This window comes from Collinsella sp. HCP3S3_E5, assembly GCF_052067635.1.
Lineage (GTDB): Bacteria > Actinomycetota > Coriobacteriia > Coriobacteriales > Coriobacteriaceae > Collinsella.
Map to the genome: position 1 here is coordinate 1 of NZ_JBQHQF010000034.1, position 12,725 is coordinate 12,725.

The following is a 12,725-nucleotide window of genomic DNA, read 5'->3' on the forward strand; positions in this document are numbered from 1 at the left end:
CGGTGAGCCCGGCGCCGCGAAGCGCCCTGGCCCTCTCCACCATTCTCCTACTGTATGCCATGCGGACTCCGTTCCGGACCTCAACGGTCCAACTTTTTGTCCGCAGTCCCCATCGATAACGGGATGCGCTTTCCGTTTCGGCGTCCGCGGGAAACTGCTTCCCGGAATCCACGCTCAGACCGGGATACAGTTTCCCGATGGGGCGGGTTTCGGAAAGCGTGTCCCGCTCTGGGGGCTCATTCCGGGATGGGCTTTCCGCATGGGGCTCATCTGGAAACTGCGTCCCGTCCTGTTGACTGATTCCGGGACACAGTTTCCGCTAGGACGGCGTTGCGGAAGCTGCATCCCATTCTGAGGCTGCAATCTGGGATACACTTTCCGGAACGGCGTTCATGGGGAAACTGCGTCCCATTCATGCACCGTAGCCCGCCTTCCTCGGCAGACTCTGCAAACAAAAAGCCGGTTGGAACGAGAATTCCAACCGGCTGCGAAGCGAGATTATGTTGGGCCGTCTACGACCGTGCGCCTTCGAGGAAAAAGCGACGGCTAAAGTAGTTGTACCAGGTGACCAGGAACGTGGCGATGGCCTTCATGGCCTGGTAGCCGATGCTCAAAAACGTGACGCCCACAAACATGTACAGGTCGTTGAGGCCCAGACCGATCACCGACAGGATGGTAAAGATCGTGAACTCGCGCTTACGGCTCATGCCCTCGCGATGGTCGAACACGTACTTCATGCTGAGCCAGTAGTTAACCACGACGGACGTGGTAAACGAGACCGTCGTGCTCATCAAAAAGTCGAGGTGAAACAGCTCGACGAGCGCAATAAGCATGCCCCAGTCGACGCCAAAGGAGATAAGACCCACGACAGCGAACTTGAGGAACTGCTTGGTATGAGGTTGTGCCAGCGCGTTGCGCACGTAATCACATCCAATGCGTTGATGAATCGAGCAACGAGATACTTTAGAGCTTTTGCATGGCAAACGTAAGGTCTTTGGCAAGAACTATACGAACTCGCCAAATATTCAAGAGGTAATCCGCAAACGCTGTAAATCTTCCCGTAAACGAGCAAGGCCCAGGCAACGCTGCGCTTGACGCGCGTCATCCGCAGGTCCCCGTGGTGCAACGAGGAGGCCGACCTATTTGGCCTGCTCGCCCTCTAGGAAGATCTTTCGCGTTACAAAGTTGTAGACCATGACGAGTGCGGTAGCGCAAATCTTGGCGATATTGGCCTCGAGGCCCAGGCCGGCGTTGAGGGCAAGCACGATGCCGTCGTTGAGCGCCAGGCCAATAACGGATAGCACGACAAAGATGATGAACTCGCGGCGGCGGCTCATGCCCTCCTTGTGTGCAAACACGTACTTCATGCTCGCGACGTAGTTAAAGATGAGCGAGACGATAAAACCGCTGGTGTTGGCGATCAAGATGTTGAGGCCCAGGCCGTAGTGGAGCAGATTCATGATGCCAAAGTCGATGACGGTGGCAACGACGCCGACGACGCCAAACTTTATGATCTGCGCAAGGAGCTTTTGCATGGTACCTGCCTTAGGGTGGCGCCGGGGCGCCGCGGGGATGACAAACCCAGCAAGTTTAACCAATCCCCGCAGGCGGGGCTAGGCGCGCTCCTCGATAGCACCGTTTCTATATGCATCGAGGAGCTGGCGCAGGTCTTGGATCTGACTGCGAATCTTGACGCCGGTATCGGTGTCGCTCACCATGCGGCGCCGGTCGGCCTCGTCAAAGCGGTTGGTCTCGCTTTCGATATCGATGTTGCGGGTGAGCGCCTCGGCAACGCTGGTAAAGGCCTGGTGCGACTTGAGGCGGCATCCGCGCGAGCTCGAGATGAGCGTGTAACCGGCGATGCCCGTTTTGGGGTGGTAGGCGCGACAGAAACCGCCGTCGATGACCAGCAACTTTCCGTTGGCGCGGATGGGCTGCTCGCCCTTGGTGGTCTTGACGGGCGTATGGCCGTTGATGATATGGCCCGTCGGCGAGCAAGCCATGGGGGCGACGCCAAACTCCCGCATGATGTCGTCGCAAACGGACGAGGACGTGGTGAGCGTGTAGTACGGGTCCATCGGCTCGACCCACGTCTTCTTGTCGGCAATGTAGGCGCGCTCGAAGGTGTGCACCACGCGTCCGCTGGCGGGTGAGTTAAAGCCGATCCACAGGTACCACATCCAGTCGAGGGCATCGCGGTCGCCGACGCGCCAGGCGCGACGGGCGATATAGTCGCAAAAATCAAAATAATCGCGGCCGGCGTGCCAGGTACCCAGGCAGTTCATGCTGCTAAAGGTGCCGTCTTCGTTGAGCGGTACGCAGCCGTGGAACAGCAGATTGCCGTTAGCGACCTTATACATGGAGCCGTGGGTATAGAGGAAATCGATGTGGCGATGCAGATGATCGGCGGTGACAAATTCGGACACGAGCTTGTCGATGATGTGCTGCTCCTCGGGCGTGAGCGTGTAGGGGTCCGCTGGATCGACGGTGGGGAAGTCGTTAGTCGTGAGCGGCCACACGCTGCCGTCGGCGAGGGTGACCGTGCCGGCATCGTGATCGACCTTGTCGAGCAGTAGACGGTCGGCCATGTCGAACTCGGGGTGGCGCTGGATAATCTGGCCCTCGAGCTTAAAGAGCAGAACGTTGATGGCTTTGATGAGCGGGCTGATGGGCTCGCCGGCGGTATAGGTGGCGTTGGCAAAGGCGACAAGTTCGCGCAGCGAGATGCCGTAGTCGTTCTCGAGAATCTCGTAGTTGTCGTAGCGCAGGTTGTTGCGTAGCACCGTGGCGATGCAGGCAGGCTCGCCGGCAGCGGCGCCCATCCACAACAGGTCGTGATTGCCCCACTGAATATCGAGCGAATGATAGGTGAGCAGACGGTCCATAATCTTGGCCGCGCCGCCGCCGCGGTCGAAGATGTCGCCCACCAAGTGCAGGTGGTCGACGGCGAGGCGCTTGATGAGCGAGGCGAGCGACTCGATAAAGTCGTCGGCGCTGGCGGTCTCCAAGATGGATTCGATAATGCGCTCGTGATAACGCACGCGGTAGTTGTTCTCGTCCGGATGCGTGTGCAGCAGCTCGTCGATGATGTAGGCGTAATCGCGCGGGATGGCCTTACGTACCTTGGAGCGGGTGTAGCGGCTCGAAAGCGAGCGGGCAACCACAATGAGCTGGTTGAGCATGGTCTTGTACCAGGTGGGCGAGTCCTCGTGCCGGCTGCGGACCAGATCGATCTTCTCGCGCGGGTAGTAGATGAGCGTGCACAGCTCGCCCTTTTCGTTAAAGGAGAGCGTGTCGCCAAAGATTTCGTCGACATGCTCGCGCACGACGCCCGAGCAGTTGTTGAGGATGTGCATAAAGGCTTCGTACTCGCCATGCACATCGCTCATAAAATGCTCGGTGCCCTTGGGTAGGTTGAGGATGGCCGAGAGGTTGATGATCTCGGTGAATGCGGATTGCTCGGTGGGGAACTGTCTCGACAGCAGGCGCAGATACTTGAAGTCTTGCGGATTGCGATCGAATGCGACCATGAAACACCTTCCGATGTGGTTGGTAAAACTGATAAACAGCGTCAAACGTTTATCAGTATGCGCTGCTTTTGTTTCGATTGGGGTTAGGAGATTGAATTGTTGGCCGAACGGTTTGCTAAATCGATTTAGTCAAGGTAGATATGGCGGTTGAGTGGAGACATGGGGTCATTTTTGCAGGCGCATACCTCCGGGATCGCTAGAGATGATGACGGTAAAGATGTTCACTACCTTTGGTTCAATTTGGTAAATAACGGACATTTGTACCGTATTCACGCATGCTGTGCGATAATTTGCGCAGCAATGAGTAAGGAGCCTCATATGAGTGATTTTGTCCTGACCTGTGAATCCGCCGCCGATCGAACCCGTGAGTTCTTTGCGTCGCGCAATATTCCTGTCGTGTGTTTTCATTACGAGATCGACGATGTTGTCTATACGGACGATCTGTATCAGTCGATTACGCCGGACAAGTTTTTTGCTCAGATTGCCGCGGGCGCCATGCCCAAGACGTCTCAGGTGAGCGTGGGTGAGTACGAGGAGTTTTGGGAGCCGTTTGTTGCCGAGGGTAAAGACGTGCTGCACCTGACGTTGTCGTCGGGTATTTCGGGCACGTATGGATCGGCCTGCGTTGCGGCGCAGATGCTCGCGGATCGCTATCCCCAGGGCGGCAAGGTGCGCGTCATCGATTCGCTGGCGGCGTCTTCGGGCCTTGGCCTGCTGGCGGAATGTGCCGCCGACGTTCGCGATGGCGGCGCTTCGCTCGACGAGACGGCCGCTTGGATTGAGGAGCATAAACTCAACCTGCACCACTGGTTCTTCTCGACCGATCTGTCGAGCTACCTGCGCGGCGGTCGCATTTCGGCCGCGAGCGCGATCATCGGCACGGCGCTCAAGATTTGCCCGCTTATGACGGTCGATTGCGAAGGTGAGCTGGCGCCGCGTGAGAAGATTCGCACCAAGAAGCGTGCTATTTCCGAGATGGCTAAGACCATGATGGCACACGTGCAGGGCGGTGCGGATTATTCGGGTAAGTGCATCATGTCGCACTCGGCGTGTCGCGGGGATGCCGAGGCAGTTGCGGCGCTGATCGAGGAACAGGTTCCGCAGCTTAAAGGCAAGATTGAGATTAATGACATCGGTACTCTGATTGGCTCGCATACCGGACCTGGTACGGTGGCGCTCTTCTTTATGGGCGACAAGCGCGTGGACTAACGTTTGTGGGCTGGCTGACGGTTTTAACGGCTACGCCTGTCCTCCTGACATTTGATAACAGAAAAAGGCCCGTCCCGTTGTTTGCGGGGCGGGCCAAGATGTTTTGCTAGCGTTTCTTTCCGCGGAAGAAGAAACCGTGTAGCGAGGGCTTGAGTCCGCGGTTGGCACGACGCTCCTCGATATGATCGTGGATCGAGGCGACGCGTTCGATGACCTCGTCGGGAATCGGCACGTCGGGATTCATGTTCTCGACCTGGCTGACCTCGGCGGCGGCGACCTGGTCGATAATGGGCACATCGTCGCGCGAGATGACAGGCGTGGCGTCTTCCTTCATCTTGCGGTAGCGCTCCATCATGTCGGTTTGCAGCTGCTGGGCCGAAGGCGGCGTCCAGATGATAGCGTTGGCGCCGGCGGCGATGGTTTCGCGGATGCTCTCGGGCGTCTTGCCACCCGGTGCGATGAGCGGCAGGCTGGGATAGTGCTCTCGCAGCTCGCGTAGGACCTGGGGCGTGTTTTTGCCGGCGGCGATGTTGAGGATCTTGGCCCCGGCGCGCACCTTGGCGTGGGCATCGTCATCGCAGCGAACGACCGTGGCGATGACGGGGATGTCGGCGATGTTGGTGATGTGCTCGACCATCTCGGCGGTAGCGGGGGAGTTGACCACGCAGCCCGCCGCGCCCTGCATCTCGGAGACTGCCGCCATCTGCACGGAGCGCTTACCGGTGGTGGTACCGCCGCCAACGCCCACAAAGACCGGGCACTCGGCAACAGTCAGCAGCGCCTGCGTAATGGCGGGCTGCGGCGTGAAGGGGTAGACGGCAAACACGGCGTCGGCATTGGAGTTGCGGATGACCGCCACGTCGGTGGTGTAGATGAGCGATTTGATGCGACGTCCAAAGAGCGTAAAGCCGCTGGCCTCCTCGATCTCATCGGGCATGCGGAGGGCCGCCTTGCGCAGGCGCCCATCGATGGGCAGCGGCTCCATGGGCAAGAGGCCGCCGGGGGTTACGGCCACCTGGGGCTCGGTAAATTCGTCCGCAAGCTCAACCTCTGAGAAATCGACCGAGGCGACGATGTCCTCGTGAACCTCGGCGGGAACATCGATGGGGGCTTGGTCGGTCGTCGCGGCGGGCGTGTCGAAGGAGCTGGTGGCGACAAAAGCGTCAACACGCTCGTTCAAATCGTTGAGAGAATCCATTGCGGTCCGTTTCTATAATGTGCGGTCGGCAGCGTGCGACCGGCGCTACGTTGCTAAAACGTTTGACGAGTTGATTTTTCCCCGCCGCGCCATCCGTTAGACTGAAGGGCCGCGAACGTGAAGGAGCTGTGGTGGCGGGAATCGAGGTGCTATCTTGGATGTCCCGTTTATAAGAGAGGTGGCGCGGTATGGAAATCACGACAATATTGAGCTCGATTGGCCTATGCGTGGGCGCAATCGTAGCCGCCGCGGTCATCTACTTTGTGGTTACGGCCATTAAGGGCAAAAGAGCCGAGCGCAAGGAGCGTGAAGCGCTTGCGCGGCATAAGGACCAGCAGGACAGGCGCGCACGGAGATAGCTTGTTGAGTTGGTCCGTGCGCTAGCTGCGTTTTCGGATCAGAGCGATGTAGAAGCCCTCAAAGTCGCGGCTGGGCGGGATGGTCAGCGTGCCGGGCATGCCGTTGGCGACGGTCGAGACGTGGCCGGTGGCGATGGCCTCGGTGAGGGCGTTGCTCTCGACGCGCGGCTCTTCGCCAGCTTCCTGAGCACGGCGCGTTTCGCTTTCGCTCGGCGTGCCGTCGAGGGGGATGAGCTCGCAGTCCATGTGTTTGTCGAGGGCCTCCTGCAGGGCGTCCTCGTTTTCCTGCGGCATAATCGAACAGGTGGAATAGACGAGCGTGCCGCCTGGCTTGAGGGCGCCCATGGCGCGGTCCAGAAGCGCGCGCTGCGAGCGGGCGCACTTGCAGAGCAGCTGCTCGGTCAGGCCGCGCAGGCTTTTCTCGTTGCCGCTGATGACGGTGCCCGTGCCGGTGCAGGGGGCGTCGAGCAGGATGCGGTCAAAGCGAAAGAACTCGTCAAGCTCGCGTGCGTCGATGCGCATGACGGGCACGTTTTTGGCGCCCTGGCGGCCCAAGTTGGCCTCGAGCTTTTCGGCGCGGGGAATGCTCATCTCGCAGGCGGTGAGGTGCGCCTGTCCCTGGGTGAGGGCGGCGATCTGCGTCGTCTTGCCGCCGGGGGCCGCGCACATGTCCAGGATATCCTCGCCGGCCTGAGCGCCCAGCACCAAAGGAGGCATCATGGACGACAGGCTCTGCAGATAGATTTTGCCGTTGCGGTAGATGTCGAGATCCCACAGATCGGATACCTGGGCCTCGGGCAGGATGAAAGCGTCCGGGTACCAGGCAACGGTTTGGTGGGCGATGCCGGCTGCGTCGAGCGCGGCGGCGATGTCCTCGGCGGTTGCCTTGAGCGTGTTGGCACGCAGCGTGACCGGTCGCGTGGCTGCGGCGCCAAAGCCCTCAATCATGAGCTCGGCATCGGCAGGCGCATAGGCGCCGGCGACCGTGTCGACCATAAAGCGCGGCAGGTCGGCGGCGGAGTGTTGGGCGGCAAGCTGGTCGGAAAGCTCGGTGGCGGCAAACTGCCTAAGCTTGAGCTCGGGCTTAACCTGCTTTTTCTGCTTACGACGACGCGGCTTGGACATCCGTCTTTCCTTCCCATTCCATTAAAAGTAGTCAATTTGGGACGGGGCTATTTTAGCTGCCCGTCCGTTTCGGCAGGCGTTGCAGTTAAATTTGGGACGGGGTAGCTAAAATAGCCCCGTCCCAAATTGACTACTCTGCCTTGGCGTTTGTCTAGTACTGGCTCTCGTGCTTGCTGAAGAAGTCGAAGCGCGGGGGCAGCGGCTTTACGCGGTGCTCGCCGGGCTCCTCGCCCAGGCTCTCCACAAACTCATCCGTGGAGGCAAAGATGTTATCCCAGCTAAAGAAGGCGACCGGATCGACGTCGAAGTACTCGCAGATGAGCTCGCATCCGGCCGGGACGATGCCGTGCATGAGCACGGTCGCCACGCGCAGCTCGGTAAAGGCGTCGACCAGTGCCTGCGTCATTGCGGCGTTTGCCTCGCTACCCTCGAGCTTGTTGGCAGCCTTGGAGGCGTCGCTCCAGCGCTTGTTGGCGGCACGCAGGTAGTCGTCACACACGGCGAGCGCACGGTGCGTCTCGAACTTGTACATGGCCTGCTCAAAGGCGAGAGCTGCCTGCTGGGCGGCTTCGACCACGGTGGCGGAGGCGGCACCGGCGGGGATGCAGCCGTTGCGGTAGGGGCTCTCGTCGCCCTCCTTGACGGCGACGCCGTAGAAGCAGCTGCGGGCCAGGCGGTTGAACACGCCGGTCAAAAGTGCGCTCTCCTTAAGGGCCGGGTCGATAACGCGCTTGTCGTCGCAGGCGCGCACCTCGTTGCCGTCCTTGTCTTTGCCGGTCACGCGTGTGTCATATGCCTTGGGGCTAAAGCTCACCGGCTTCTCGGACAGGCCGAGCGACAGCCAATGCGCACGCATCTGCTCGCAGGTGTAGTGGTTGAGCAGGTCGTCTGCCGGCGGGGGAGGCGTCTGCGAGGACGAGCTGGCTTTTTTGCCCATGTAGAGCAGGTGATAGCAGGCGCTGACGGTGCTCTGCGTGAGGTTCCAACCCAGGGCCTCCCACATGGCGGTCTGCGCGATGCAGTAGAAGTAGATGTTGTCCTGACCGATAAACTGGTAGATCTGTGCGTCGTCCGAGCACCACCAGTCGCGCCAGTCGAGCGAGCTGTGCTGGTAGGTGGGCGCGGGGACCTGCGTGGAATCGGCGGCGGGCTCGCCCATAAGGGCGGCGTCCTGGGCGGCGACACCTTCGGTCACGCCGGCGGCGCGGGCGTCGCGGGCGAGCACGGTGCGGGTGTAGCTGATGGGCGCCCACAGGCTCTCGGGCCAGCACCAGCAGGTGACATCGGTCACGCCATCGACCTCGGGCACCGGAACGCCCCAGTCGATGTTGCCGGTAATGCGGAAGGGCACGAGCGCCTTGCCGCTACGGAAGCGCACGCCGCCGTTGGCGAGCACCGCGTGGGCGTCGTCGCGCTCCTTCCAGCTGGGGAAGGTGACGGTAAAACTGCTCTTGTTGCCCTCGGGCTCCAGCACGGTGTGCTCGGGGAGCTGATCCTCGACGGCATCGAATGCTTCGCGGAACTTGTTCTGGATGTAGAGCTGTGCCGGCAGCAGCCACTCTTCCATGGTCTTGGAGACCACGGAGCGAACCTGCGGGTTCTGGGCGAGCTTGGCGGTGTAGGTCTTCATAAAGTCGAGGTAGGCCGGCAGGTCGAAGTAGAGGTTGTCGACCGGGCGCAGCTCGGGCACCTCGCCGGTGAGCTGGCTCTTGGGCGCGATGAGCTCCTCGGGCTCAAACTGGTGGCCCAGGTCGCACTCGTCGGCATAAGCCTTCTCGGACTTGCAACCTTGGATGGGGCAGCGGCCGATGACCTGGCGACCGTTGAGGAACGTGCCGGCCTTGGCGTCGTAGAACTGAAGGGTAGAGCGCTTGGAGATGGTGCCCTGCTCGTGCAGGCGCTCGATAATCTCGGCGGTCACCTTGTTGTGAATCTGCGCCGCCGGCTCAAGGCCCGAGCCGCCGTAGATGTCGCAGCTGATGTTGTAGTTGTTGAGAGTCGCGGCCTGACGGGAGTGATTGGACTCGACATACTCGCTAATGGACTTATCGTAGCCCTCGTTCTCCTTGAGCTTGCGGTAGCTCTCCATGATGGGCGAGCCGTAGCAGTCGGTGCCCGAGGTGAAGATGACGTTCTCGCGGCCCAGGCGGTCGCGCAGGAAGCGGGCGAAGAAGTCGGCCGGGACAAAGACGCCGCCAACGTGGCCAAAGTGAAGACCCTTGTTGCCATAGGGCTCGCCGGCGGTGACGATGGCGCGGCGGGGCCAGCTGGGACGGTCGTTCATGGAGTATTTGGATGCCATGGGACTCCTTCGCATATGGTGAGAGCGTGGCCGGGCGCGGGGCTCGGCGACGCGGTGGTCAATTCGTGCATATCGTTCGACATTATCGCACATGCGGACGGGTACGTGGCAGGGGCGCTATCCTAAGATGCTATGAATGAGATTTCCAACATACATGCGTTTGAAGACGAGGATTTCCTGCACGCTTGCTTTGTGTGGGGGATGGCCGTGCTTGGCGCATTTGCCGTGTGCCTGGTGCCGGTGTTTATGCTGCTGGGTGGGCCCGCGGACTTGGATGCGGCTGACGCGGGTGGCTGGACGGCTGTCTTAGGCTGGATAGTTGGCTTGGCTGCGGTTTCGGCGGCGTCATTTGCCGTGCACGAGTTGGTGCACGGCGTGTTCTTTAAGCTGTTTGCGCCCGCCGGTGCGCACGTGACCTTTGGGGCGAACCTCGAGACGTGCATGATTTACGCCTGCGCCGAGGGCGTGGTGTATTCGCGCCGGCGGTACGTGGCAGTTTGTCTGGCGCCGACGGTTGTCGTGACGACAGCGTTTACCCTGGGGTTTGCGTTTTCGGGCTATCCGCTGCTGTGCTACCTGGCAGCCGGCTTGCATTTGTCGGGCTGTGTGGGCGACTGGCATTACGTGCGGACCATTTTGCGCGACCGCCGCATTGTCGCCTGCGAGGACACGTCCTTTGGCGTGCGCTTTTTTGGTCAGTAGTCTTTTTGGGACGGGGCTATTTTGACTACTTTTTGGAGATGGGTATTTTTGACTGCTTTACGTTAAAAGTAGTCAAAATAGCCCCGTCCCAAAAAGACTACCCTGGGCAAAGATTGGGAGGAGATGTCCATGAAGCCGCTGCTGCTGCATGCGTGCTGTGCGCCGTGCTCGCTTGAGCCGGTTCGTCTGCTGCGTGAGGAGGGGTTTGAGCCCACGATTTGCTGGACCAACCCCAATATTCAGCCGCGCGATGAATGGCAGCGGCGTTTGGACGAGCTTCGCCGGTGGTGTGCCGATGGCGACATCGAGCTTATCGAGGCGGGGGAGGACCGCGAGCGCTGGGAGGCCGGCGTGGCCCCGCTGGGCGCCGATCGACCCCGTCGCTGTCGTGCGTGCTATGCCCTGCGCCTGGCCGAGGCATGCCGTGTGGCCCAGGAGCGCGGGTTTGAGTTTGTGGGCACGACGCTCGCCGTCTCGCCGTATCAGTTGTTCGACACCTGCAATGATGTGTTGGAGCGCTTGGCGGCGGCACATGGTCTCACCCCGGTGATTCGCGATTTTCGCCCGTATTATCCCGAGGCGACACGCCGTTCGCGCGAGCTGGGCATGTATCGGCAGAACTACTGTGGTTGCCGCTTCTCGGCCGTCGAGGCGGCCATGGACCGCGCCCGCATCCGCGACGAGCGCAAAGCCGCCAAAAAGTAGTTCTTTTGGGCTGGCAGCCTGCTAGGATGTAGAGCGGATTTTAGCTATATAAGGAGTATTCGACGTGTCTATGCGTACCGATGATTTTGACTACAACCTTCCTGAGGAACTGATTGCCCAGGCTCCTGCTGAGCCGCGCGACTCCTGCCGCCTACTGGTGGTGGATCGCAAGGGCTCCCAGGCGGGAACGCCACTGGAGCATGGCGGTACCGTTGAGCACCGCATCTTTCGCGACATCATCGACTATATCGAGCCGGGCGACGTGCTCGTCATCAACCAGACGCGCGTGATGCCGGCCCGCCTTATCGGTCGCAAGACAGGCTCGGGCGGCGCGGTCGAAACGCTGCTGCTCAAGCGCCGCGAGGACGTGGATCCGCTGGGTCACGTTTGGGAGTGCTTGGTCAAGCCGGGCAAGCGCTTAAAGCCCGGCGCTCAGATTGAGTATCGCGCCGGTGGCGCCCATGCGCCCGAGGGCGCGCCCGTGGTGCTGACGGCCGAGGTCGTCGACTTTGTCACCGATAGCCGCGGCGGCCGCCTGGTGCGTTTTGAGCCAGCCGGTTGCAATGCCGCCGGCGAGCCACGCACGCTCGATGAGGCTATCCATGCTGCCGGCCACGTGCCGCTGCCGCCCTACATTACCGATTACGAGGGCGATCCCGAGAAGTACCAGACCGTTTACGCCATGAAGGAGGAGCACTCAGCTGCCGCTCCCACGGCGGGCCTGCACTTTACTCCCGAGCTCATGGCCGCTATCGAGGCCAAGGGTGCGAAGTTTGCCGCTGTCGAGCTCGAGGTGGGCATCGATACCTTCCGTCTGGTGGAGGAGGACGACCCCACGCAGCACGTGATGCACACCGAGCGCTATCACGTGTCGCAGGAGGTTGTCGACGCCGTGCATAAGGCTAAGGCCGAGGGGCATCGCGTGATTGCTGTCGGTACCACCGCAGTCCGCTCGCTCGAGAGTGCGTTTGACGCGGACGCGCCGGTGTCCGATCCGGCTGTGACGGCGCGCTATTTTGAGGGCCGTAAGGACGGGGCCGACACGCTCGGCCGTGGTGACATCGTGGCGCGCGAGAACGCGACGACGCAGCTCTACCTCATGCCCGGCTCGACCTATCACGTGGTCGACGCGCTGATCACTAACTTCCATGTTCCGCGCTCCACACTCATGATGCTCGTGAGCGCACTTGCCACCCGCGATCAGATCATGGATGCCTATGCCGCCGCTATCGAGCAGCGCTACCGCTTCTTCAGCTTTGGCGACGCCATGCTCATTCAGTAGGTTCCGCCGTTCTACCGAACGGCGGACCGGCCGACGCTGCGCGGGCCGCATTTGGACAATCTGACGTTCAACTTCAAGGGCGCGACCAGAAGGTCAGCGCCCTTTCGTTTCACGTCACCTTGCCTCAAATGCGACCCGCTCGCTGTCGCTGGCAAAACATCGGCATTTCTTTGGTTGTCAAGAGATTGCCGTTCTGGCGGGTTTTCGCTCATATGACCCAATCCGCTGTCAAGAGCCACAATGGCCCCGCCGACCGCTTGCAATCGGTCGGCGGGGCCTGCCGTTAACCCGTCCCGGTCCGCCCCCGGCATGT

The 12,725-nt window shown here is 61.0% G+C and carries 11 protein-coding genes; 5 read left to right on the forward strand and 6 right to left on the reverse strand.

Features of this window, described 5'->3' with window-relative positions; all coding sequences use genetic code 11:
- Positions 1-512: 512 nt before the first annotated feature.
- The 3 genes from ACTM82_RS08455 to ACTM82_RS08465 all read right to left on the reverse strand — a co-directional run bounded on the left by ACTM82_RS08455 (position 513) and on the right by ACTM82_RS08465 (position 3,530).
- A complete protein-coding gene (locus ACTM82_RS08455; RefSeq protein ID WP_370450581.1) occupies positions 513-920 on the reverse strand; it encodes a GtrA family protein in 408 nt (135 codons plus the stop codon).
- A 219-nt stretch (positions 921-1,139) separates the two neighbouring features.
- Positions 1,140-1,535: a GtrA family protein gene (locus ACTM82_RS08460; protein WP_427719820.1), complete on the reverse strand. Its 396-nt coding sequence runs from the start codon at positions 1,533-1,535 to the stop codon at positions 1,140-1,142.
- A 78-nt stretch (positions 1,536-1,613) separates the two neighbouring features.
- On the reverse strand, positions 1,614-3,530 hold the full coding sequence (locus tag ACTM82_RS08465) for a fructose-1,6-bisphosphatase (RefSeq protein WP_441055718.1): 1,917 nt from the start codon (positions 3,528-3,530) through the stop codon (positions 1,614-1,616).
- Between the two features lie 318 nt (positions 3,531-3,848).
- On the opposite strand from ACTM82_RS08465, the gene ACTM82_RS08470 reads away from it, so the two are divergent.
- A complete protein-coding gene (locus tag ACTM82_RS08470) occupies positions 3,849-4,739 on the forward strand; it encodes a DegV family protein (protein WP_427719822.1) in 891 nt (296 codons plus the stop codon).
- Positions 4,740-4,845: 106 nt separating this feature from the next.
- On the opposite strand, the gene ACTM82_RS08475 is transcribed toward ACTM82_RS08470, so the two are convergent.
- On the reverse strand, positions 4,846-5,937 hold the full coding sequence (locus tag ACTM82_RS08475; RefSeq protein ID WP_427719823.1) for a hypothetical protein: 1,092 nt from the start codon (positions 5,935-5,937) through the stop codon (positions 4,846-4,848).
- Positions 5,938-6,125: 188 nt separating this feature from the next.
- Here ACTM82_RS08475 and ACTM82_RS08480 point away from each other — a divergent pair, with 188 nt between their 5' ends.
- Positions 6,126-6,296: a hypothetical protein gene (locus tag ACTM82_RS08480; RefSeq protein WP_427794449.1), complete on the forward strand. Its 171-nt coding sequence runs from the start codon at positions 6,126-6,128 to the stop codon at positions 6,294-6,296.
- A gap of 21 nt (positions 6,297-6,317) precedes the next feature.
- On the opposite strand, the gene ACTM82_RS08485 is transcribed toward ACTM82_RS08480, so the two are convergent.
- Both ACTM82_RS08485 and ACTM82_RS08490 read right to left on the reverse strand, forming a co-directional pair.
- Positions 6,318-7,421, reverse strand: coding sequence for an RsmB/NOP family class I SAM-dependent RNA methyltransferase (locus ACTM82_RS08485; RefSeq protein ID WP_441055715.1), 1,104 nt, complete (start codon positions 7,419-7,421; stop codon positions 6,318-6,320).
- Between the two features lie 151 nt (positions 7,422-7,572).
- Positions 7,573-9,723: a methionine--tRNA ligase gene (locus ACTM82_RS08490; RefSeq protein WP_441055713.1), complete on the reverse strand. Its 2,151-nt coding sequence runs from the start codon at positions 9,721-9,723 to the stop codon at positions 7,573-7,575.
- A gap of 132 nt (positions 9,724-9,855) precedes the next feature.
- Between ACTM82_RS08490 and ACTM82_RS08495 the strand changes: the two genes are divergently transcribed.
- From ACTM82_RS08495 to queA, 3 genes are all read left to right on the forward strand, one after another.
- Entirely contained in the window at positions 9,856-10,425 is a 570-nt protein-coding gene (locus ACTM82_RS08495) for a DUF3267 domain-containing protein (protein WP_441055711.1), read from the forward strand.
- 129 nt (positions 10,426-10,554) lie between these two features.
- Positions 10,555-11,130 (forward strand): epoxyqueuosine reductase QueH, encoded by a 576-nt coding sequence (locus tag ACTM82_RS08500; protein ID WP_441055709.1) that lies wholly within the window; start codon positions 10,555-10,557, stop codon positions 11,128-11,130.
- Between the two features lie 70 nt (positions 11,131-11,200).
- A complete protein-coding gene (queA, locus tag ACTM82_RS08505) occupies positions 11,201-12,412 on the forward strand; it encodes a tRNA preQ1(34) S-adenosylmethionine ribosyltransferase-isomerase QueA (protein ID WP_441055720.1) in 1,212 nt (403 codons plus the stop codon).
- Positions 12,413-12,725: the final 313 nt, after the last annotated feature.